The 22,287-nt window shown below is 49.6% G+C and carries 20 protein-coding genes and 1 pseudogene; 11 read left to right on the top strand and 10 right to left on the bottom strand.

Annotation, left to right across the window (positions count from 1 at the left end; all coding sequences use genetic code 11):
• The 4 genes from WFP70_RS19550 to WFP70_RS19535 all read left to right on the top strand — a co-directional run.
• The coding region (locus WFP70_RS19550) for a TIM barrel protein (RefSeq protein WP_337024149.1) at positions 1-208 on the top strand (208 nt) is incomplete at its 5' end.
• Between the two features lie 115 nt (positions 209-323).
• On the top strand, positions 324-1,769 hold the full coding sequence (locus tag WFP70_RS19545; protein ID WP_337024148.1) for a sugar porter family MFS transporter: 1,446 nt from the start codon (positions 324-326) through the stop codon (positions 1,767-1,769).
• Complete coding sequence (locus tag WFP70_RS19540; RefSeq protein WP_337024147.1) at positions 1,762-2,199, top strand: PTS sugar transporter subunit IIA; 438 nt, start codon at positions 1,762-1,764, stop codon at positions 2,197-2,199. The genes WFP70_RS19545 and WFP70_RS19540 overlap by 8 nt, the downstream gene beginning before the upstream one ends.
• A gap of 556 nt (positions 2,200-2,755) precedes the next feature.
• Positions 2,756-4,555: a tannase/feruloyl esterase family alpha/beta hydrolase gene (locus WFP70_RS19535; protein WP_337024146.1), complete on the top strand. Its 1,800-nt coding sequence runs from the start codon at positions 2,756-2,758 to the stop codon at positions 4,553-4,555.
• Between the two features lie 397 nt (positions 4,556-4,952).
• Here the strand turns inward: WFP70_RS19535 and WFP70_RS19530 are convergent, their stop codons facing one another.
• Together WFP70_RS19530 and WFP70_RS19525 are read right to left on the bottom strand one after the other, a co-directional pair.
• The gene (locus WFP70_RS19530; RefSeq protein ID WP_337024145.1) at positions 4,953-6,506 is read right to left on the bottom strand and encodes a UbiD family decarboxylase; all 1,554 of its coding nucleotides are present in this window, start codon (positions 6,504-6,506) and stop codon (positions 4,953-4,955) included.
• Positions 6,507-6,514: 8 nt separating this feature from the next.
• Positions 6,515-6,916 (bottom strand): SRPBCC domain-containing protein, encoded by a 402-nt coding sequence (locus tag WFP70_RS19525; protein ID WP_337024144.1) that lies wholly within the window; start codon positions 6,914-6,916, stop codon positions 6,515-6,517.
• A gap of 389 nt (positions 6,917-7,305) precedes the next feature.
• Here WFP70_RS19525 and WFP70_RS19520 point away from each other — a divergent pair, with 389 nt between their 5' ends.
• Together WFP70_RS19520 and WFP70_RS19515 are read left to right on the top strand one after the other, a co-directional pair.
• Positions 7,306-7,491 (top strand): SOS response-associated peptidase family protein, encoded by a 186-nt coding sequence (locus tag WFP70_RS19520; RefSeq protein ID WP_337024153.1) that lies wholly within the window; start codon positions 7,306-7,308, stop codon positions 7,489-7,491.
• Positions 7,492-7,657: 166 nt separating this feature from the next.
• Entirely contained in the window at positions 7,658-7,837 is a 180-nt protein-coding gene (locus WFP70_RS19515) for a hypothetical protein (RefSeq protein WP_337024143.1), read from the top strand.
• 64 nt (positions 7,838-7,901) lie between these two features.
• Here WFP70_RS19515 and WFP70_RS19510 read toward each other — a convergent pair whose 3' ends face one another.
• Positions 7,902-8,072 carry a general stress protein gene (locus tag WFP70_RS19510; RefSeq protein WP_337024142.1) on the bottom strand — a complete coding sequence of 57 codons (171 nt, stop codon included), beginning with the start codon at positions 8,070-8,072 and terminating at the stop codon, positions 7,902-7,904.
• A gap of 1,495 nt (positions 8,073-9,567) precedes the next feature.
• Between WFP70_RS19510 and umuD the strand changes: the two genes are divergently transcribed.
• Both umuD and WFP70_RS19500 read left to right on the top strand, forming a co-directional pair.
• Positions 9,568-10,008, top strand: coding sequence for a translesion error-prone DNA polymerase V autoproteolytic subunit (gene umuD, locus WFP70_RS19505; RefSeq protein WP_337024141.1), 441 nt, complete (start codon positions 9,568-9,570; stop codon positions 10,006-10,008).
• A gap of 1 nt (position 10,009) precedes the next feature.
• Positions 10,010-10,266 (top strand): annotated as a pseudogene (locus WFP70_RS19500) (Y-family DNA polymerase); the annotation flags it as partial.
• A gap of 604 nt (positions 10,267-10,870) precedes the next feature.
• Here the strand turns inward: WFP70_RS19500 and WFP70_RS19495 are convergent.
• The 6 genes from WFP70_RS19495 to WFP70_RS19470 form a co-directional block, all read right to left on the bottom strand.
• Complete coding sequence (locus WFP70_RS19495; RefSeq protein ID WP_337024140.1) at positions 10,871-12,271, bottom strand: purine-cytosine permease family protein; 1,401 nt, start codon at positions 12,269-12,271, stop codon at positions 10,871-10,873.
• Between the two features lie 273 nt (positions 12,272-12,544).
• Positions 12,545-14,011 carry an aldehyde dehydrogenase gene (locus WFP70_RS19490; RefSeq protein ID WP_337024139.1) on the bottom strand — a complete coding sequence of 489 codons (1,467 nt, stop codon included), beginning with the start codon at positions 14,009-14,011 and terminating at the stop codon, positions 12,545-12,547.
• A gap of 11 nt (positions 14,012-14,022) precedes the next feature.
• Complete coding sequence (locus WFP70_RS19485) at positions 14,023-15,060, bottom strand: LLM class flavin-dependent oxidoreductase (protein WP_034827619.1); 1,038 nt, start codon at positions 15,058-15,060, stop codon at positions 14,023-14,025.
• Positions 15,057-15,998 carry a flavin reductase family protein gene (locus WFP70_RS19480; protein ID WP_337024138.1) on the bottom strand — a complete coding sequence of 314 codons (942 nt, stop codon included), beginning with the start codon at positions 15,996-15,998 and terminating at the stop codon, positions 15,057-15,059. Before WFP70_RS19480 ends, WFP70_RS19485 begins: the two co-directional genes overlap by 4 nt.
• 3 nt (positions 15,999-16,001) lie before the next feature.
• Positions 16,002-16,829, bottom strand: coding sequence for an alpha/beta fold hydrolase (locus tag WFP70_RS19475; RefSeq protein WP_337024137.1), 828 nt, complete (start codon positions 16,827-16,829; stop codon positions 16,002-16,004).
• On the bottom strand, positions 16,801-17,403 hold the full coding sequence (locus WFP70_RS19470; protein WP_034827626.1) for an amino acid synthesis family protein: 603 nt from the start codon (positions 17,401-17,403) through the stop codon (positions 16,801-16,803). The genes WFP70_RS19475 and WFP70_RS19470 overlap by 29 nt, the downstream gene beginning before the upstream one ends.
• Before the next feature lie 519 nt (positions 17,404-17,922).
• On the opposite strand from WFP70_RS19470, the gene WFP70_RS19465 reads away from it, so the two are divergent.
• Together WFP70_RS19465 and WFP70_RS19460 are read left to right on the top strand one after the other, a co-directional pair.
• Entirely contained in the window at positions 17,923-18,603 is a 681-nt protein-coding gene (locus tag WFP70_RS19465) for a GntR family transcriptional regulator (RefSeq protein WP_337024136.1), read from the top strand.
• Positions 18,603-18,890, top strand: coding sequence for a DUF1330 domain-containing protein (locus WFP70_RS19460; protein WP_034827637.1), 288 nt, complete (start codon positions 18,603-18,605; stop codon positions 18,888-18,890). The genes WFP70_RS19465 and WFP70_RS19460 overlap by 1 nt, the downstream gene beginning before the upstream one ends.
• 82 nt (positions 18,891-18,972) lie before the next feature.
• Here WFP70_RS19460 and WFP70_RS19455 read toward each other — a convergent pair whose 3' ends face one another.
• Positions 18,973-19,815 carry a helix-turn-helix domain-containing protein gene (locus tag WFP70_RS19455; RefSeq protein WP_337024135.1) on the bottom strand — a complete coding sequence of 281 codons (843 nt, stop codon included), beginning with the start codon at positions 19,813-19,815 and terminating at the stop codon, positions 18,973-18,975.
• A gap of 343 nt (positions 19,816-20,158) precedes the next feature.
• Between WFP70_RS19455 and WFP70_RS19450 the strand changes: the two genes are divergently transcribed.
• A complete protein-coding gene (locus tag WFP70_RS19450; protein WP_337024134.1) occupies positions 20,159-22,285 on the top strand; it encodes a TonB-dependent siderophore receptor in 2,127 nt (708 codons plus the stop codon).
• Positions 22,286-22,287 lie beyond the last annotated feature (2 nt).

The following is a 22,287-nucleotide window of genomic DNA, read 5'->3' as shown; positions in this document are numbered from 1 at the left end:
CATCCGCCGCTGCGGCCAGCACATCGGCGAGGTGCAGGTCGCGGACGTACCGGGGCGTAAAGAGCCGGGTACCGGTGAAATTAACTATCCGGCCGTGGCGCGCGCGCTGAGCGAAATCGGCTACACGGGCGTGGTCGCGCTGGAAGGATGGGCGTCCGGGGACTCGACTGAGGCGCTTCAGGCGTTCAAAAAAGAATTGACGCTGTAGAAATAATTTCTGATAGAACCGATGGATGCGTTACTGAAAAATGACGAAAAGACCCATGGAGGGGTCATAAAAAAATATTATTTATCCGATTATCAAAAAATAAAAGGTGAAGATCATGTCATTGGCTATGAATCTCAATCAGACACAGAGAAAACGATTACATCAGGTTACTCTTGCCGTCACCTTCGGTGGTTTACTTTTTGGTTATGATACAGGAGTAATCAATGGGGCGTTCACTTCATTGAAAAGCAGTATGCAGCTAACCGCAGCTACTGAAGGGCTTGTCATGAGCGTGCTATTACTGGGTGCTGCAATTGGCGGGATTTGTGGCGGCCTGTTTGCGGACTATTTCGGTCGCAGAAAATACTTATTATTTCTTTCAATTTTCTTTCTGCTGGGCGCCCTGCTTTCCGCAGTTGCTCCAAATATAGTTTTACTGCTCGCTGCCCGATTTATACTCGGTTATGCCGTAGGGGGGGCTTCAGTTACTGCTCCTACCTTTATATCAGAAGTTGCTCCGACCGAAATGAGGGGGAAACTTACGGGAATAAATGAAGTAGCTATTATTATTGGTATGTTCCTTGCATATTCAATAAATGCAGTTATTGGTTATTTTTGGGGTCATTTACCAGAAGTATGGCGATATATGCTAGCGGTGCAGGCTATACCGGCTGTTTGTCTACTTGTAGGCATGTTGCGTGCGCCTGAAAGTCCGCGCTGGTTAGCCAGTAAAGGACGCCATGCAGAAGCACTTGCGATTATGAAACAAGTACGCCCTGCTGCAAGAGCGGAAAAAGAAATCGATGATATTATTAAAATGCTAAAATATGAGAAGTCTAATAAGATACATTCTCAGAGTTATTTTAAAACAATACTTAGCACACCATGGTTGCTAAAACTGATTATTGTTGGGGTGGTCTGGGCCGCACTTCAGCAAACCACAGGTGTGAATGTTATTCTTTACTATGGTACAGATATTCTCAAACAGGCAGGTTTCTCAGAGCAGACAGCTCTTGTGTGCAATGTTCTAAATGGTGTTTTTTCAGTCGGGGGGATGTTGATTGGTGTATTATATCTCGTTGACCGCTTCAAACGAAAATCACTGATTACTTTTGGTTTTTTTGCAATGGCCACCCTGCACCTAATTATTGCTGCTGCTGACTATTTCCTGGTTGGCGATATCAAAGCAACCGCAATTTGGTTACTTGGTGCGCTCTTTACTGGCGTTATGCAATGTACTATGGGCTTTTTGACATGGGTCGTACTGGCCGAGTTGTTCCCGTTGAAATATCGTGGATTCGCCATGGGTATTGCCGTTTTCTTCCTATGGGTAACAAACTCGATTGTGAGCTACCTCTTTCCACTTCTTGAAGCGAAAATTGGACTTGGCTCTGTATTTTTAATTTTTGCTGTTATCAACTATCTTGCAATTATTTTTGTGAAAACCTCAGTACCGGAAACGTCGAATAAATCACTTGAACAGCTTGAGATGGAATTATCAGCGCCCGAAAGAGTAAACATCTCAGTAGCTGGAATTGCAAAGGAACCAAAGCATGATTGAGAATATTACTGAAGACAACATACATCTTGACTGTAAAGCCAGAAATAAATCAGATGTGATCTCTATGGTAGGCAAAGCTTTTCATGACAAAGGTTATGTTGACCGTGAATGCATCACTTTCCTCAATGAGAGAGAAAATCAAGTTTCAACCTTTCTCGGAAATGGTATTACCTTACCCCACTTGCCAAAATCAGCAACGGGAATAATTCTCAACACAGGCATTGAGATATTCCAGTTCCCTGATGGGGTCAGATGGGATCGTAGCAATGTTATGTTCATTGCTATTGGAGTCATTGCACGAGAAAAAGAGCACATTGATGTACTCAGAGAAATAGCATCTATTTTCAGTGATGAAATTATTGCAAATGCATTATCTATCATAACGGGCAAAGAAGACTTTTTACGCATCCTGAACAGAGGTGTTCCTTAAAGCTATCAATCTGACAAAATTAGTTAACCCGGACTAGTTGGCAGCTGGTCCGGTTTTATTAATAATTGATGATAATTATGCCTCGCCCGCATTAAGTTGGAATATCCCTAAGTCGCACTGACAATTTTAAAACTAAAAGCCTGCTCTTATTTATTTTTGATATAATATTTCAGGCTCTGCTCATGATTCCTATCCCATTCTACTTAACTACGCTATCAAAGAACACCGCCTCACCTAAGAGGAGCATGACCGGAGCGTTTATTACATTCCTCACTTTCTCTCAACACGTTTGCGAAGGTTAAATTATACTACTATATATGTAACCTTCTCATATGGAAAATGAAGTCAGTTTAGGAGTTCGTGCGATAAAAGTTAGGGAATAATTCGGGCTGAGAATAAGGTAATTTAGCTATTTATTTTTCAACTCGCTAATTAGTACAACAATAACTGTGCGATAATTTATTTTCAATTTGCAAGCATTATCCTAACACTAGGTTAACCAGTCAATTTAAAAAAAATGGTAAGATTGATAATGAACATCATTAGAGAGAACACAATGAATTTTTCCATTTCTTTCGGGAATTTTATAAAGGTAATGTTTACCTCAATCCTGTTTCTGGCATTGTTACCTACTGCTTCGTTTGCACAATCATTGGCCACGATAAAACCGGTCTTATCCTGTGCTCAGCTTGGTACCCAGAAATTTGGTAAAGGAATTGATGCAAATGTAAACATCACTAGTGCCACCCTGCTGACTACCCAACAGGGTACCTTCTGCAAAATCAGCGCTACACTGTCACCTGAAATAGGCGTTGAAGTAGCGTTACCTCAGGCAAAGTGGACGCAGAGAATTTTGCAAGTAGGCTGCGGTGGATTATGTGGCAATATTAACCTCGGCCTCTCAAATGCCAGTGGCTGCATACCCGCAATGAATGGAGAATTTGCTGTCGCCGCATCCAATATGGGGCATTCTGGAAGTATGATGGATGCATCATGGGCAGAAAATCCACAGAAACGAATCGACTTTGCTTATCGAGCGAATCACGTTACTGCTCAGTTTACCAAGGCGTTAATTAAGGCCTATTACGGGCAGCAGCAAAAATATGCATATTTTATGGGTTGTTCAGATGGTGGGCGCGAAGCACTCATTGAAGCTCAGCGCTACCCACATGACTTTAACGGCATCAGCGCCGGCGCGCCGGCAGCTTGGTTCTCAATGCAAAATTCTTTTTTTCACGGCTGGAATGTTGCAGCAAATCTTCGGGCTGATGGTTCGGCAATTTTGCTCCAGAGACAGCTCCCCCTCATTCATCAAGCGGCCGTTGAACACTGTTCAGCTTTATCCGGCTTACAAGACGGCGTATTGCAAAATCCTTTTGCATGTAGATTCTCTCGCAACTGGATTAAACAGTGTAAGCCTGAACAACTCAACAAAAGCGATTGTCTGACTTCAGAAGAACTGGATGTTGTTGAAAGGCTCTATCGAGGCGCCAATGGTCAGAACGGGCAGCAATACGTGCCGGATGGATTGCCTATTGGATCAGAGCTACGCTGGCCAGTACCTGAGACATCAAGAGGCCACTCATTATCTGAAATGATGGCTTTGCCAGCACTAGAGTATGTTTTGTTTCCTGGTGGCAAACAGGCGTTGAACAAGATAGGGGATTTCGCGTTTAACAGCCAAAATTTTTCCAAAGTTTCTGAACTAGCTCCTCTATATAACGCTACTAACACGGATTTGAAACCATTCAGAGACAATGGCGGTAAGCTTATTGTTTGGCATGGTCTTGCAGATGATTCTATCTCTCCCGCCGGTACGATAGCTTACTTCGAAGGTGTGCAAAAATTTATGGGCGCTGATAATGTAGACAGCTTCCTTAGACTATTTATGTTGCCCGGTGTTGCTCACTGTGGAAATGGAGAGGGCCCTGATCAGGTCGATTTACTAACCGCATTAATGCAATGGACTGAACAGGGCATTGCGCCACAAATAATCTATGCCGGGAAAACTGAAAAAAGCCCCAACATGCCAGGCATGCAAGGATTGCCGCCGATACATAATCCATTGGATTCAAGACCGCCCAAAAATGCCTCATTACAATTTCATGGTATGCAAAAGCCCAGCATACCAGTGGCTGCGCCTGCATTAAAAACAATTTATTCTCGGCCCATTTTTCGTTATCCCTATATTGCTAAATACAAAGGCATAGGAGATCCTAATAACCCTGGAAGTTACCGATCGGTAATAATGAACGACGGCGAAACACTTAAATTAAATAAACCAATCAGCGAAATGGTTGGCCCAGACAATCAGAAAAAATATATGGTTATTGGTGGTAAACTGACTGCTCAGTGATAATACAACCTCGACTGCAGGCTAGCCTGCAGTCGAGGTTGTGCAGTACTCTCCAAAGCAAAAAATAAATTATCTTTCAGCTATATCAATGCCAGTAAAACTTAATTATCTTGAATTATTCTATTGACATTGTGGTGATGAATTTCATTGAATCATCACACTATCAGGATATTCATAATTAATTTAAAGTAAGGGTTATTTAGGTTGGATATATTATGTAAATGTAGAGTTCAATTTTTTACTTACTGTAGAATGCGCTTAAATAATGTTGCCTCACAATTTACACCATGATTTTTTTCACAGGCATTGTCGATCTGCAATATCTGTAGCTGCCTACACAACGTGTCCGTATAACGTTCCAAGTGGACACGTTGAGTTTCCCGGGCTTTTACGCGTTTTAACCCTCTTTATTAGTAAACAGCTCTGGCGCCCATAAGCTGGGATCAACCTCTTTGAATTGCGCACGAACAAAGTGCTCCTTCAGGTGGTAAGGTACGGTACAGTCAAATATCGTTTTACTTGTTGTGCCCTTTGCGGTTAGGCGCGGATCGTAAAACGGCTGCTGGGAGGGATCCAGCACGTGACCTGCTACACCCGGAACAAAAACCGTATCAAGATCGCCGACATAGCGTGTCTGCATTGCCCAAAGCACGTCGTCGGTATCAAATAGGTCGACATCTTCATCCACAAGAATCACATTCTTCAATTCACGGTAGACCGCCAGCGCAATTAATGCAGCCTGACGTGTCATCCCATCATCGCCGGAATTGCGTTTTTTTACTTGTAGCACAGCCAGAAACTTACCGCCGCCAGCGCTGTGAGCATAAACATTTTTTACCAGTCCCGGCAATGCGTCTTCACATTCGATATGAATACTCGCTTCAGTAGGAATGCCCGCCAGACTGACGTGCTCTTCTCCTGGCCCCACTAGAGTTTGCAGAATTGGATTTTTCCGCGTTGTGATTGCCTTAACCTTGATGACTGGGAGTGAAGAATTCGCTTCACCGGTATATCCGGGAAATTCTGGCATCGCCTTACCAGTATGAGTGTTCTGATCTTCCGCAACACGCACGTTTGGCATGATCTCCCCCTCAATCACAATCTCTGCACGGGCGATAGCACGCTGTTTGACGCTGAGGCACTCAACCAGTTCAACCGGTTGCCCGCGCAGCCCACCCGCAACACATAACTCATTAAAACCAAACGGTGTGGTCGGGGCTTCAAACTCCGCGCCAATGTAGATGGCAGGATCCAGTCCCATATTGATCGATACCGCCAGCGGCTTGCCCGCAGCCTCAGCTTTTTGACGAAATGCGTCAATGTGGCGCCCAGGAGCAAAGAAAATAGAAAGTTCGTCTTTGCTCTGCACGCAGAGGCGGTGGATAGTAACGTCAACGTTATCGCAGTCATCGGGATCGCTGCCGAGCACAAGACCCATACAGAAGTAAGGGCCGGCGTCTTCGCTAGTATTGGTTGGCGCAGGCAAAATTTTGCGTAGATCAAAACCCTTATCTTCAGCGCGATAAATCACTTCCTGACACGGCGCCTGCTCCACGATCACTGGCGGCGTGACGTTCCTCCGTGCTTCTGCCATCTGAATCCCTAACTCTCGTACCGGCGCTCCTAACAACGCACTAACCCGCTCGCGGCTTGCCATTACACCCACAAGCACGCGTGCGTCAGGGAATCCTTTGATTTTATTGAATGTAATTGCGGGACCAATGCGTGTCGGTCGCATTACTGTACCGCCCGCACCGATGTGCCGATAAACGCCCGCGAGTTCAGCAATGGGATCAACTTCGCGGTCAGTCTCAATATATTGACCTGGCAGAGTCTTAAGCAGGGCAATTGCCGAACGAAGATCGTTAACCGGCGGTACGTCCCAGCCCTGCGGGTGGGGTTCGCCCGGTTTGACGACGCGGTAGGTATCTGGTTTTTTTTGCGGCATCATGATTCTCCTTAATCAGTTTCCAAAAAAGTTTTCAGCTGAAAAAGCACTTCGCCCCAAAATGTGTTGCAAAACGGCAGATGGCTATCGTCCTGCTCCCATTCGCCGTGCGTCAGCCGTACCAATGTGCGTCCGTCCGGCAGGTCGGAAAGCGTGAAAGTAAGGGTTTTTCCTGACTGACTACCGGTTTCAAGCACTGAGGTTTGCACAATGTGTGTGTTGATCTCTAGTTTCTCAGTACGCCAGCTAAAATGAATGTCGTTTTTCGGACGCAGTGTTAGTAGCTTGCCTTCGGCGATGTCGCCTTCGACTTTACCGGCGTGCCACGCGGCCATCTGGCCGATGTCCGTCAGAGCGGTGTAAACTGCAGCACGCGGTGAGGCAATCTTGATAGCATGGTGAAGTGTGATCATGACTAACCTTATGCAACAAGGCCCTAACGGACCTGAGTGAAAAGAATTACTGAATCAGGAAAAAGTATAGGTGGGATCCGAGCGACGACCGTTACGCATGCGCAAGCCATTGTTACAAAGTGCAAATTAGAACTTTTCTGTAATAAGTGCATAAAAGGCGCATTGCCGAACTGAATTGTTTTGCGATGTAATGATCCTCCCATTATTTATTACATCAAATATGAATATCCCACTATGTTCGGAATTCCATAACTATCTTAAACGCTGCGGCCCGCCATGGCTGAGGGATGACCTTATGAGCTGTTTCAATTAGCAAATAGAGATTTATCCGGGAGATAGCGTAGCATTAACTCAACTGCCAGCTCAGCTATCACAAAACGCATGAGCCGCTGTTTTTTGCCGCCATCGGCAAAGCGCCCTATGACGATCCGCACGGGCATGAAGGTTTTCTGATTGTCACCGCAGCCAGTAACAAGGGCATGCTGGACATTCATGACCGCAGGCCGCTGGTGCTGAAGGCGTCAGCTGTTAGGGAGTGGCCCAATGGTGATACCACGCCTGAACGCGCGGAATAAATCGCGCATGACGCCGTCTTACCGGAAAGCGTATTCTCATCGCACCCCGTATCTATGGAGGTAAATACGCCACGTCATCAGGGTAAAGAGCTGATTGAAAAGATATAGCTCAGCTACTTTTCATACAGATAAGACAGGATGCCGCTCGCCTGTCCGGATTCTGGACATGAAAATACTGCCAGGCGTGGAGCGGCGTGTAGAACGATCCCATGAAAATTCGATTATTCATGCCTGGTACCAAGTGGCAGTGAGCCCGATGAAGAAAGCTACAGCCATCTTCCTCATTAACGCTGAAAATATAAAAGTTTGTGATTTCGGTGTTCATACACGCCCCTTTAAGGCATGAAATTCATTCAAAACTCATCAGCTCTCAAATCCTACCCCGTCGGGGGCGTGAACGGTATTCTCACTTACTGCTTATTCCGGCGGCTTATCAGCCCCCCTTTACGACCCGCTTCAGCTGCCCGCTCTGGGTCATTACGGAAATTGCCGCTGCTCACCTGCCCTCCCTTACGACCCGCTTCAACAGCCCGCTGCCGGTTCTGCGCGAAATTGCCGGTATTGATCTTTTGCTCAGACATAATCACTCCCGTTCCGGTTAGGTTACGTTTTAACTTTAGTCTGCAGTCAAATGTTAATGAAGCGAAGCGGTAGTATTTAATAGAAACTACACAAGACCAGGGAGAATAAGCGAAGCGAAAATGAATCATTCAAAATTAAATTTTGCCGGCTTGGTAACAAGTGAAAACCTCGCCGAATCTCAGGCAAAAACCGCAGAGGCGGGCACAAAACGTTGCAGGTTTTAATGCCTGTCTAAGTAAAGAGTTAATAAAACCAGTTAATTTAATGATTTATTGGATTTTTTTTAAATCCACAAAGGAGTAAATTTATGGCAGCTATAACCGTAGCGTAAGGTGAACTGATTATATTTAGCGGAAAAAAGTGAATATGAAGCAGAATAATTAGATAACCAGCAGCAATCCGAAGACTGCTGCTGGCCGCCAAAACAACGGGGTGCGCATGATTTTGGATTTCAGCGTGTTCCACCCGGCATTGTGCGTTGCTTTATATATGACACGATACCTGTATGCAACATTAAATAATTAGGTAGCAAAAGAAATAACAGGCACTTTGAAAATATTACTAATTCTTTGTTCAACATCCGCTTTCCGTCAAAGCAGACATCGAATCATGTTCACATCAGACCGGTCGCACGCAGCCAGGCAGCACATTTAAAGCGCGCACGGCGCCCCATAAACAGCATTGTATAGAAGACTCACAGTGGGGACTTGACGGGCAGAGTCAGCTCGTCATTTTTCGTCTGACGATATTCCTCGCACGGCATGCAGCTGTCATAAAAGCAAAAGTATTCTTCCCTGCTGAGCTGCGCCCGGCAGTGCCGGCAAAGTTTACGCATTCTTTCTCCATGGTAAGAGCGATGCCATTCCGCATTCTTTCATCTATCGTATCCGCAGCTCTGTCAGGGCCTGTCGCACCGGGCATATCCCGCAGCGTTATGTACTGCACATTATGGGACACAATGCCACGCCAGCAATGCGATATATTCTCATTTATACTTCGGCAGTGGTTTCGCCCACGACGTAACACCAACTTCGCTGAGATATTTCGGACCCTCTCAGGGAGATATCATCCCCTTCCCCCTCGCTTCGCACCCGGATAAGTTATCCGTTTAAAATCCGCTGCGACGCGTTATTATTCAAAACCAGAAAAAAGACGATGCGGCATAACATCGTTAAACGGATTCACCACTAATTTACCGGCTCAGGCCCCGGTAAGATGACATAGGCTGACGACCCGCAAGTTCCGGAGAGGCCTTTATCCACAACTTCTCTGCACATCCGATGCGCAAAGCTGTGGATAGTCTTCTGCAGCCCTTACTCGGCGCTGCCCGTAAAGTTTTGATGAAAATATGAGCTGTCATTTCGCTATAAACCATTACAAATCAATGGGCGTATTTCGTTAACTGCAATGTGTGACCCGTGCCGTCTTGCATTGCTCTCAAAGCCAGCCAATAATACTGTAAATACATACAGCTATTTTGACGGGAATTTTACAGTGTTTAACGCCTTCGAGTTGATTAAACCGGCGAACACTCCGCCGCCCAGCTTCAGGCCCCTTTTCCTGGAACGTGTACCGTGCGGGTTTCCTTCCCCCTGCCAGGACTATGCGGAGCAGGAACTTGATTTAAACCAGTATTTAATCGCTCACAAGGCAAGCACCTTTTTTTTGCGCGCGCAGGGCAACAGCATGCAGGACATTGGTCTGTATGACGGCGATCTGCTGATTGTTGACCGCTCGCTAAAACCTGAACATGGCGATGTCGTTATTGCCGAGCTGTACGGTGAGTTTACGGTCAAACGTCTTCTGATTACGCCCAAAGGACCGGTACTCCAGCCCATGAATCCCGCCTATCCGGTTATTACTCCCGATCCGGACACGCTTGAAATTTTCGGCGTGGTGGCGCATTTCGTTCATACGCCTCGCGGGCGAAACTGACATGTTCGGATTGATTGACGTAAACAGCTTTTACGCCAGCGCCGAAAAGGTATTCCGGCCTGACCTGCGTAACGAGCCGGTGGCCATCCTGTCAAATAGCGATGGCTGCGTCATTGCACGCAGTAAAGAGGCGAAGAAATACGTGAAGATGGGTGACCCGTGGTTCAAAATAAAGAATCAACAGTTTCCTGAGAAAATTCACATTTTTAAGTAATTACGCTTTATAGTGATCCATGAGTACCCGGGTAATGCCATGTATGAAAAATGGCACCGCGACTAAGGTCTATTTAGTAGATGAAAGCGTCCGTGATTGTTCCTCTATGGAGTTAGAGCACGTCCGAATGAGAATTTCGCTTAGAATCCGCGTGCATGTAAAGGCCTGAACCAGCATAAGGATGGGCCAAGCTCTGCACTACTAAACTGCTAGCGATGTCAGCGTTGTGGGCTAAAAGGATATCACTAGTTCAGCGGCTTACTGTCGCTGATGCAGTGCAGTTATAAACGCAGTGAATCATTATTGACATGCCAGCCCGCGGGCGAAACTTGTGAATAGTTTAGAAATGAAAAAGCCTTCACTCGGTGTGTTAACGCGTTAAGGTACGCAGAACATAATTGAAGCTGCAGCCAAGTTGTTGAAATCAATATGACGCTCGGGCTCCCAATACACTTAAGATGGTATCGTGCTGAGCAAACAGTGCCTTGGTAACGCCTGTAGTAGAAATTTCCCCAACTTTTACAGAGACCGGCATCATGAATGCCGGTCTGCAAAATAAATAGCGTTTCACTAAACGTTTTCGAGTAACCCGAGGGAGATTTCTCCCGCAAATAGCTCGATAACGCCCTCACTCTAGGGTATTACTCTTCACGCCTTACTTTTCCTGGTGCTCACCAGACTGGACTCATTTTTCCGATGAAATATCGGATAAGCTATACTCGTCACCACGAAACTGATAATCCATGAAATATCCACACCCGGAATTAAATTCGCATAGGGACCGGAAAAGAATGCATTTTCAACAAAGGGCACTTGCACTAAGATTCCAGCGAAATAGACCAGCAATGCCTGGGTATTGAGCAATCCATAACGTCCGCCGTCTGCACGAAATATCGCTTCAACGTCATACTTTTGCTTATTCACATAATAAAAATCCAGTAGATTAATCACAATCCACGGAATCAATACCGCAATCAATGCCAGAATCAAGTTAATAAAGAACGAAACAAAGTTCTGCGAGGCCGCCAGCGCGACTAACACGCTTCCCATTAATACCAGCGATGACACCACTAAACGCACCGCTGCACCCGGCGTCCAGTGTGGACGGAACGTCTGCACAGCGGTGATCAGTGATAATACCGCGCCATACAGATTCATTGAGTTGTGGCAGATAATATTGACTAGGAACAGCACCATCAGAATCGGTCCGAGCCAGCCAGTGGCGTGGCGCACTGACATCATCGCATCGCTTGTCGGTGCGATATTGACCGCCATCATGCCGAAGATAAAGGCCAGAATGGTACCGCCGCAGGCGCCTAAGTAAGTGGCTATAAACGGGCGTGCAATACCGACATTGGCGGGCAGATAGCGCGAGTAGTCAGAGGTATAGGGAGAGAAGCTGATTTGCCATACCGCACCTATGCAGAAAGTGCCAAACCACCCTGCTGCGCTCATGCTGCCGCGAGACCAAAAGTCTGCCGGTAAGGGCTGTGACACCATCAGCGCCAGCCCCAAAATCAGCGCCGCACCCATGATCCATGCACCGACTTTATTGATGCGATGGATAAAATGATAACCGACGATACCAATGGCGGTGGCAAGAATAGCGCCAACGACCGTGGCACTGCTTACCGGCATCGACGGAAAGACGTTGTTGATGACTTTACCGGATAGCGAAATATTCGAGATAAAGAACCCGAGATAAATCACCGTCGTAAAGCTAATCACCAGCAGCGAACCGTAGCGACCAAATTGCGCGCGGCTCTGCACCATTTGAGGAATGCCGACTTTGGGCCCTTGCGCAGAGGTTAACGCAAGGAAGATCCCGCCAAACAGATGACCGGCAATAATCGCGGTTAACGCGGAAATAACATTCAGATGAAACGTTTCGGTGGCAATCGCGCCGCTGACTACCGCCAACGGTGCAATGTTGGTACAGAACCACAAGGTAAATAAACTGTGCGATTTACCGTGGCGTTCCGATTCCGGGACATAATCCACTGACTTATTTTCTATAATTTGACTCTGACGTGGTTGTGTATTCACCATACCCTCCAATTCTCAAAATGGGATTGTTTTTTAATGTGGGTAAAACCTTCCTCGCGAAAAAAAGCCACAGCCATCCCGACGAATGGTTTTTCGTCTTCTTATTAAAGAATTGGCGGTAAGACTCCCGGTGCTATTTAATGCTTAACAACTGTACCTGTGACGGTCGTCATAAATAACGACGCTGAAATTTCCAACGTTATTTCTGGCAGAGCGCGCATTGATAAATGCAAACCAGATTCCCGCAAGGTGCGCATGTCAGCGCACCTTAACCCCTCAGCGCATAATAAAGGGATCGCTAATCGGCTCATCGCTGGTGCGCAGCCACACGGTTTTCGTCGTGGTGTATTCCAGCGCCGCGTCAATGCCGCCTTCGCGACCAAAGCCAGACTTACCATAGCCGCCAAATGGCGCCAGCGGTGAAACCACGCGATAAGTATTCAGCCAGACCACGCCGCTGCGCAACTTACGCGTGACGCGATGGGCGCGTGTCAGGTTCTGGGTGAATACGCCTGCCGCCAGACCATACTCTGTGCCGTTGGCTAAACGAATCGCGTCGGCTTCATCTTTAAACGTCAGCACCGACAACACCGGTCCAAATAATTCCTGCACCACGCTTTCTGCATTCGGTACGGCGCTGCAATCGAGAATTGTGGGCGGATAATAGAAACCAGGGCAATCAATCGGCTGATTGCCGATCACCAGACGCGCACCCTGCTCAATACTGCGACTCACTACCTGCTCGATATTGCTTTTCTGCCGCTCGCTACAAAGTGGGCCAAACTGGGTTTCCTGCTGTTGCGGGCAGCCAATCACAATCCCACGCACTTTGCTGGTGAGCTTTTCAATAAAGGCATCTTTAATCTGCTCATCCACCAACAGACGCGAGCCCGCCACACAGCTCTGTCCTGAGGCGGAGAAGATGGCCGCCACCTGCGCATTGGCTGCACTTTCTAAATCGGCATCGGCAAACACGATAAACGGTGATTTTCCGCCTAATTCCAGTGAGGTACTGGCCAGGTTTTCTGCACTGTTGCGAATAATATGGCGCGCGGTATCAGCTCCGCCGGTAAAGGCAATGTGATCAACCAGCGGATGCTGTGTCAGCACCGTGCCACATCCTTCAGCAAATCCGGTGATCACGTTGATGACGCCAGCCGGGAAACCGGCCTCATGCACCAACTCCGCAAAGGCCAGTAGTGGCGTCGGAGCAACTTCTGCCGCTTTCACCACCACCGTACAGCCGGCCGCGATGGCAGGCCCGATTTTCACCGCGGAGAGAAACAGCTGACTGTTCCAGGGAATAATGGCCGCAACCACCCCCACCGGCTCGCGCTTGATCCAGGTTTCCATATCGGCTTTGTCGATGCTGAGCGTGGCGCCATCCATCTTGTCGGCCAGTCCGGCATAGAAGCGATAGTATTCTGCCACGTAAGCTATCTGCGCCTGGGTTTCACGGATGATTTTGCCGGTATCGAGCGTTTCCAGGCGTGCCAGTTTTGGCGCGTCACGTTCAATCAAATCGGCCAGCTTCAACAGCAATTTGCCGCGCGCACCGGCGGTTAATCCACGCCACACGTCAGATTCAAAAGCACGAGCCGCCGCCTGGACCGCGCGGTCGGTTTGCTCGCTGCGCGCTTCGGCTATATTGGCCCACGGCTCAGCGGTGGCCGGGTTCAGCGAGGTAAAACTCGCTGCACCTGCGTCAAATTGGCCATCGATATAGAGTTTGAAGGATTCCATGACGTCTCCGCTTAGTGAAATGCAGGTGCAACGTGTTGAATAAAGCGTTCCAGCGAGGCTTTTTTGCGCTCGAAGGTCATACCGCTGTCCAGCCACAAGGCGTACTCATCGTAGCCCATCGCCTCATAGTTTTTCAGGCGCGCGATCACCTGGTCAGGATTACCGATCGCCAGGTTTTTTCGCATCCCTTCCACGCTGTAATAAGTGTTCGCCGCGATCTCTTCTTCCGTCAGCGGCTTAATCAGGCCTTGCTCAACCGGGCGCTCGTTCTTAAACCAGGCGCCGAAGTAGTTATAAAAACGATTGAGCTCAACAGCGGCTTGCTGCGCATCTGCCTCATCCTCCGCGACGAATCCATGCTGCAGCAGCATGATCTTCAGCGGCTGATCGGGTGCGTATTCACGGCAGGCATCTTTAAAGGTGGTGATCAGGCGCGTGATCTCCTCTTCCCCCTGATGCAACGGCGTACATTGCACGTTGCAACCGTTCTTCACCGCAAACTCATGACTGTTCGGATCGCGGGCGGCGACCCAGATCGGCGGATGCGGCTGCTGTTTAGGCTGTGGCGATGACGTCGTAGACGGGAAATTCCAGAACTCACCCTTGTGTTCGTAATCCCCTTTCCACAACGCTTTCACTGCCGGAACCAGCTCTCGCATACGCTGGCCCGCTTCCCAGGCATCCATTCCCGGCATCAAACGCTCGTATTCATAGGAGTACGCACCGCGTGCAATCCCGAGATCCAGACGCCCTTTGGTGATCAAGTCTGTCATTGCCGCTTCGCCCGCCAGGCGGATCGGATGGGTAAACGGCGCAATAATGGTGCCGGTGCCGAGTCGGACGTTTTGCGTGCGGCTGGCAATATCCACCAGGTTGATAAACGGGTTCGGCGCAATGGTGAAGTTCATACCGTGGTGTTCGCCGGTCCAGATGGCGTGCAAACCGCCTTTATCCGCGATTTCACACAGTTCCATCATTTCATCGTACAGCTGGTCCTGCGCGTCATCCGCTGACACGCGCTCCATGTGCAGGAACAGGGAAAGTTTCATACCACCTCCTGATGCGACGGAGCAAAGAAGTGGCGCACTGAGCCTTCAACTTCATCGCCATAATAAAGGCCGTAATTGCCCACTGCATTTTCACGGATGAAACGATCCACCAGCGATTTCAACGCGCTGTCCGGTACCGGCAGTTGCGCCAGCGCGTGGACATCCACCCATTCGCCCTGCTGTACCGCTGGCAAGGTGCTGCCGGTCGGTTGCGCGCAGAGGAACACGATATGCTGCTGTTTCTTCTGGCGGTCTTCCCAGATGGAGTAGACAAAACCCGGGCTGGCTTCGATGTTGAGTCCATCGAACACCTGTTTCAGGGTTTCACTGACGCTGCGGTTATTCACCGTTTGCGACGGCAGGCCATAACCATTCTCTTTCTTCACCACCAGCGCCTGACCCGCAGACTCAATCAACGCACTGACCACCACATTAGGCCCGGCAATCAGAGACTCGGCATTCTGATAAGGCGTGAAGTACGCGCCGCGATAGTAGCCCAGCCCCGGGGTGCCGCAGGAATCGAACTGCTCAACTTTGCCGATCAGGATCGCGTGGTCACCGGCATCCACCACCTGATGCATCGCGCATTCAAACCAGGCGGAGCTGTCATCCAGCAGCGGCGTGTTGAACTCCCCTTTACGCCACTTCACCAATGAGAAGCGATCGGCAATCTTCTGCGCGAAGATGTTCGACGTCTCTTTCTGCTGCTCCGCCAGGATGTTAATAGCGAAGTGCGGGCACTGAGTGAAGTTGTCGAAATTGGCGGAGCGCTTATCGATGCTCACCAGCAGCAGCGCGGGATCGAGCGATACCGAAGAAAACGAATTGGCGGTGAAACCAATCGGCTGCCCCTGCGCATCGTTGGTGGTGACCACAGTGACACCGGTCATGAAGGCGCCAAAGGCGTCGCGTAACTGTCTGCGTTTATCTGCGTCCATAAGTTACTCCTTTACAGGCTCTTTTTGCGTGACGGCAGCAGCAACCGGATTGAGGAACGATAAAATCTCTTCGTTCACACGGTCGGCATCCGTCAGATTCAACATGTGTTTAGCGTTAGCGACCACCACCGCCTGCCCCTGGCGCGCGGCCTGGGCCATCTGGCGCGTCATGTCTGGATTCGAATTGGCATCCAGTTCACCGGTCATCACCAACACCGGACATTGCATTTCGTTCCAGCGTTCTGAATAAAAGCGATCTCCGGCCGCAAACGCCTGATAGGCGCGGGCATAGCCGTCGAGATTCACCTGCTGCAACCACGCGCCCACTTTTTTACGCAGGGGCTGTTCGTGGTGATCATCACTGAACCAGCGATCCAGCGGGGCATCGAGCCGCACATTACCGCTGGCCAGCTCTTGTGCCCGCTGCAACACGGCGTTGCGTGCAGAGTCGTTACGTTTAAACACGCCGCTCATCACAATCGCGTGATTCACCAACTGGGGATAATCGATGGCAATCCCGGCAGTAATCAACGCCCCCATTGAGTGTCCGGCCACGGCAAAGCTGGATTCCGGTTGTGTCTTCAGGAACAGGGCCAGCCACTGCACGTAATCTTTCAGGGTGGCGGGATGGCGAAAACCGCTGCTTTCGCCATGGCCCGGCATATCCACCGCGATCACGCGGAAATAGCGACTCAGCACGTCCATTTGCGGGAACCAGGCGTCAGCGTTCATGCCGACGCCGTGGACCAACACCAGCGGCGTGCCTTGTCCAGCCTCCAGGTAACTCACCTGGAGACCTAACTCAGATAGCTGCTGGGTTTTTCTGGTCATGGCCTAACTCTTTCAGGTCAAGGTAACGGTTGCCGATACGATGATGCGGACGGCCGCCCAGTGCCGCGCCCAACGCGATCACAATCTCATCGCTGAATGGCGCATCGTTGATGTTGAACTGCATGGTGAGGTAGTGCTCACGCGTGCCTTCGTCATCAGTGCCCATCATCGGCACCAGAATGGGCGTATTGGCTGGACCGCGGGTGTTGTTAAAGGCCAGATAGGTTTTACCCTTTACCGCTGAGCGATAATGGTTACCGAAATGCAGGGTGTGAATCAGCGCTGACGCGTGTTCCAGTTCGCCGTTCAGACCAACGACGGCGCTTTTGCCATAAGCCACAACCTTGTCGCCGCCGCCCGCTTCTTTCACGATTAACCCGGTCAGTAACTCGCCCAACACGGGTGCCATTTCACGAATCTTAGGGGCGAGATCTTCCACGAACCCCTCACCTGCCCACGGATTCTTCACCACGGCAGCCGCCGCAATCATCACCAGCGGTGTCGTCGCCGCTTTGCCGCCGTCGGAGTAAATGGTCTCGGTGGTAACGAACGTCTTGCGTATATCTGGATGCATGGTCAGAACCTCATTCAAGTTAACGGTTTGTTAATCTGGTGTGTCGGGGAGTGATATAACACTGAGATTTCTGGCATGTCAAAAGTTGGTATACCAACATACGGTATTAAATTTTTCCGGCGTTTTTGCTATGCTTAAGCGACGCAAAACCCCGCCATGACTGGGGGGATGGGGATCAAAAAGGCAATGTGTCACCGGCGGTTTGAGAAGCGGGATGAGTGTGATTGAGGTCATAAAAATCACACGAATTATCTTGGCAGTCTTTTCATAACGGCATGAATTCACGAAGTTTTGATTATTCCTCAAGGATATTTTTATTTCGTGCTCAGACCGCATGATGAAACTGTGAGCTAACGCTGATTTCAACGGGCGGGTCGGTGAGAAGTCGATAGGCGGTGGTAGCAAAGAGAGTAAAGGCGGCGTTGCTTTCAGAACGGAAACAGTGCTAATAGTTAAAACGCTTGCAGGACATGACATTGACTTCAGGCTGAATTTTTAAATTTCAACGAAGAGACGATTATGGATGCGAGTCATTCCCTAAAAATTGAAAATACGCCGGTGACGCTACGTGAACTGGCACTGGCCAAAGTTCGTCAGGCCATTATCTCGGGATACTTTAAAGCTGGCGACCGTTTGGTTGAACGCTCACTGTGTGATGAATTAGGTGTAAGCCGTACCGTGGTGCGCGAAGTCATTCGCTATCTGGAAGCGGAAGGTTTAATTGAAAACCTGCCGAAAAAAGGCCCGATTGTGGCGATATTAACCTGGGAAGTGGCCGAGCAGATTTACGATATTCGTATCCTGCTGGAATCCGAAGCGGCGAAGGATTGCGCAAAATTAGCCACCAGCAGTGATAAAAAGAATCTGCACAAGAAACTCCTGCGCATTGCTAAAGCCTCGCACGATCATGATGATATTGAACGCGTTGAAGCGTCTCAGGCCTTTTATGAAGCACTCTTTTCCATTGCAAAACATCATATTGCGTGGGAAATCGTCCAGCGCCTGAATAGTCGTATTAGTCGACTGCGCGCACTGACCCTGCGCAGTCCGGAGCGTCAGGTGGCGGGTTTTGAACGTATGTCGCGAATTTATGAAGCGATTGAAGAAAATAATGCCGAAAAAGCGAAAGAGGCTGTCAAACAGCATCTTTCAGAAGCGGCCACGCTGGCTAAATCTATTCTGACCGCCGAGGAAAAATAATGTCTGCTTATTGGATCGCCCACGTCAATATTGAGGATGCACAGCAGTACCAGAATTATATTGAGCTGGCACCGCTTGCGTTTAAAAAATATCAGGCGAAATTTATCGCTCGCGGTGAAAATGCCACCTCACTTGAGGGTGATGAATTTAAGAAGCATGTGATCATTGAATTCCCCGATTATCAAACGGCGCTGGACTGCTATCATTCTGACGAGTATCAGTTAGCCAAAAAGCAGCGTGAGAACGTGGCAACAGCCATGATCACCATTGTGGATGGGCTGGCGTAGAATTGGACCTACTCCCCAGAGTTGATTTGCCGCTCAATTCCTCAGTTTAAAAAGCTAAGCAATCAGATCGCTCTGCCCCGCTTCAGCCCCGCATATCCTTAGGTGCAAAGCCATATTTTTTGCGGAAAGCGACGGAGAAATGGGCGGGCGAATAACCGACTTGATAGGCCACTGAAGAGACGCTGGCTTCCCCCGTCGACAACATACGCCAGGCGGTTTCGAGTCGCAGCGTTTGCAAATAGCCGTAGATGCTCTGATTAAACAGGCGTCGGAACCCGGCGGTGAGTTTACGCGTGTTCAGGCCAACTTTAGCGCTGAGATCACGAATGGAGGGAGGTGAGTCGATGTGCTCAGCGAGCAAGTTTTTCACATCATGCAGCCGGGCAATATCGCACGCGCTTAGGCGTAATGTTGATTGCTGCAACGTTTTGTCTTCACTGACCAGACTATCCAGCGTGTGAGCGACGATCTCCAGCGCTTTGCCCGTCATATACAACTGTCGTGCAACACCTTGCAGCGGGTTGGTAAACAGTTGAGCTCTCAGGCCGTTCAGGCATTTTGGCGTTGCCTGAATACGCATGCCAGGATTTGCGGATAAATCGAGCTGCATGCCTGCAGTCAGTGTGTTGATGGAGTCGGCGCAAAGATGCTGGCTCAACGAGTGCGTAGAGATATTCACGGCGGTGTAATTCAAATCAGCACCAGGCAGTAAGCACTGACTTGCGTGCGCTAAGTCCTGACTCCAGACAGCACAAAGTGCCGGGCCTTTGATATGCCGCTCAGCCTGCTGAGGGAAACGGCACAGCAATTCACCACTTTCAATGATGATGATTTTCAGCCCCACAAACAGCTGCTCATCCTGCCAGATCGCCCGCTGCGGGTTAACGCTGCCGCTGGTGAGTGAAATATCACCTCGCAACAACATCTGTACTCCGCCATCACCTCCCTGGCTAAGTTTGCTCTTTCTGGCGGAAAGCTTCTGAGAATCCATCTTTAACCCTACTGTGATATGAGTGATATTGATTATCATTCTCAATGTAAGCGTTTTGTAAATGCCTGTCCATGGGTATATCGAGACGCAAACCGCTAGTTGGCAGCAGAATCAGCACCGACCCTAAATTGACTTCCCGGCCACACCGGGAAGTTTCATTTTGCATTTTTTTCTAAAGAAAGAGTTCGGCAAGCGAAAGTGTTGCTGATTGTCTGTCCACATTCTCACTGACACACTTTTAGCCGACAAAAAAGTCGCTTCTATTGTGGAGAATATCTTGGAAAACAATAATAAAAATTGGGCGCGCTGGACCACGCCCCTTACCTGCCTTGCGCTGTTAATTAATGCCCATTGCGCGCTGGCAGAAGATACCTTGCAAGTCACGGCAGACAGCAAAACGGCACCAGAAAAAGGCTACGTTGCACAGACCAGCACTACGGCAAGCCGCACCAATGAATCCATTCTCGCCACGCCTCAGTCAGTATCGGTGATCACCCGCAGCGAAATGGACGATCGTAATGTGCAGAGCACCACCCAGGCCCTGCAATACACACCGGGAGTGTATGCCTCAACCTCTGCGATCTCGTCCCGCTTTGACTACTTCAACATCCGTGGTTTTGATTCAACACTGAACGGGACCTTGCTGGATGGATTGCGATCCACCACTCAGCAGTCCTACGTCCGCTACGAACCTTACGGATTGGAACAACTGGACGTGCTGCGTGGCCCCAATGGTTTCCTTTACGGCGCAGGATCGCCAGGCGGTATTATCAACGCCATCAGCAAGCGTCCCACGTTAAATGCACAACATGAAGTGGCCATTCAGACCGGCAGTCATGGCCGCATGCAGGGCCAGTTCGACACCTCCGGGCCGCTTAACGATGATAAAACACTGCTCTATCGCGTGGTGGGTGTAGGGCGTGACAGCAATACCCAGTTCAACAACGTCCCGGATGACACCCTGTACCTGGCGCCTTCCTTGACCTGGCGCCCCGATGCAGACACCTCATTGACCGTATTGGCCTCGGTTAGCCGCAATAAATTTGGCCCACCACGCCCTTACCTGCCGCTATATGGCACCTTACTCAGCAACCCTAACGGGCAGGTCAACCGCAACAGTTATCTTGATGGAACCAATCTCGATAACCATATGACCCAGAGCAATCTGGGTTACGAACTTGACCACCATTTTGGCGACCGTTGGACCTTCCATTCCGCCAGCCGTTACACCGAAACCGACCTGATGACGCAAACGCTTTCAGGCGCGTCGCTGGCGGCGGACATGCGCACCCTGAATCGCGTGGCCTATGAGTTCGGTATCAAGGGGAAAATCTTCGCCACCGATAACAACCTCAAGACCGAATGGGATGCTGGACCCGTACACGGCTCCAGCGTCGCAGGCGTGTCGTTCCGCCACACCGGGGAGGATTACTATCTGAACTATGGCCGGGCCAGCAGCATTGATATTTACCAGCCGACCGGCAATGGTCGCTTCCCGACGACCTCGCCCTATACCTGCACGCAGCAGAATGCTAACGAAACCGGCGTTTACCTCTCTAACAGCCTCGCGTTGTTCCAGCATCTGAACCTCGACCTCTCTGCGCGTCAGGACTGGGCTTCGGTGAACACCAAAAACCGTCTCAACGACACTTACACTTCGCAGGACGATCAGCGCTTCACCTGGCGGGCAGGCTTAAGCTGGATAACGGATATCGGGGTGGCACCTTATGTCAGTTATGCCACCTCATTTGCGCCAGTGCTGGGCACCAATTTCTATGGTGACGCCTACAAACCCACCACCGGAAAACAGTGGGAAGTCGGTGTGAAGTATCAGCCAGAACAGATTGACGCACTGTTTACGCTGGCATGGTTCGACCTGACGCAGGACAACGTGCAGACCACCGATCCCGACAATACGTTGAACAAAATTCAGACCGGACAGGTTACCTCGAAAGGGATCGAAGCCTCAGCCACCGCCAACCTCACCGATGACTGGAAACTGATTGCCAGTTACAGCTGGAACAATCTTGAGACCAGCAAGACCACAGTGGCCGGTGCACAGGGCAAAACGCCCACCGCCATGCCCGAGCATATGGCCTCTCTGTGGAGCAATTACACCGTCGCGAGTGGCCCGCTGGCTTCATTGGGCTTAGGCGCGGGTGTGCGCTATGTCGGCTCGACCTGGGCTGACACCAACAACACCATCAAAGTACCGGACTACACCGTGGTTGATGCCGCCATTCACTACGACCTGGGTCAGATCAATGCCCATCTTAATGGGCTGAATGTGGCACTTAACGCCAATAACCTGCTTAACAAACATTATTGGGTCAGTTGCTCAACCACCACGTGCACCACCGGTTATGACCGCTCGTTAAGCGCCACCCTGTCCTATCGCTGGTAAGT

The sequence above is a fragment of the Pantoea sp. USMM079 genome (genome assembly GCF_037153115.1).
GTDB classification, from domain to species: Bacteria; Pseudomonadota; Gammaproteobacteria; order Enterobacterales; family Enterobacteriaceae; genus Pantoea; species Pantoea communis.
Note: the sequence above shows the minus strand (reverse complement) of the source record. Positions and strands in the feature narration are given on the sequence as shown.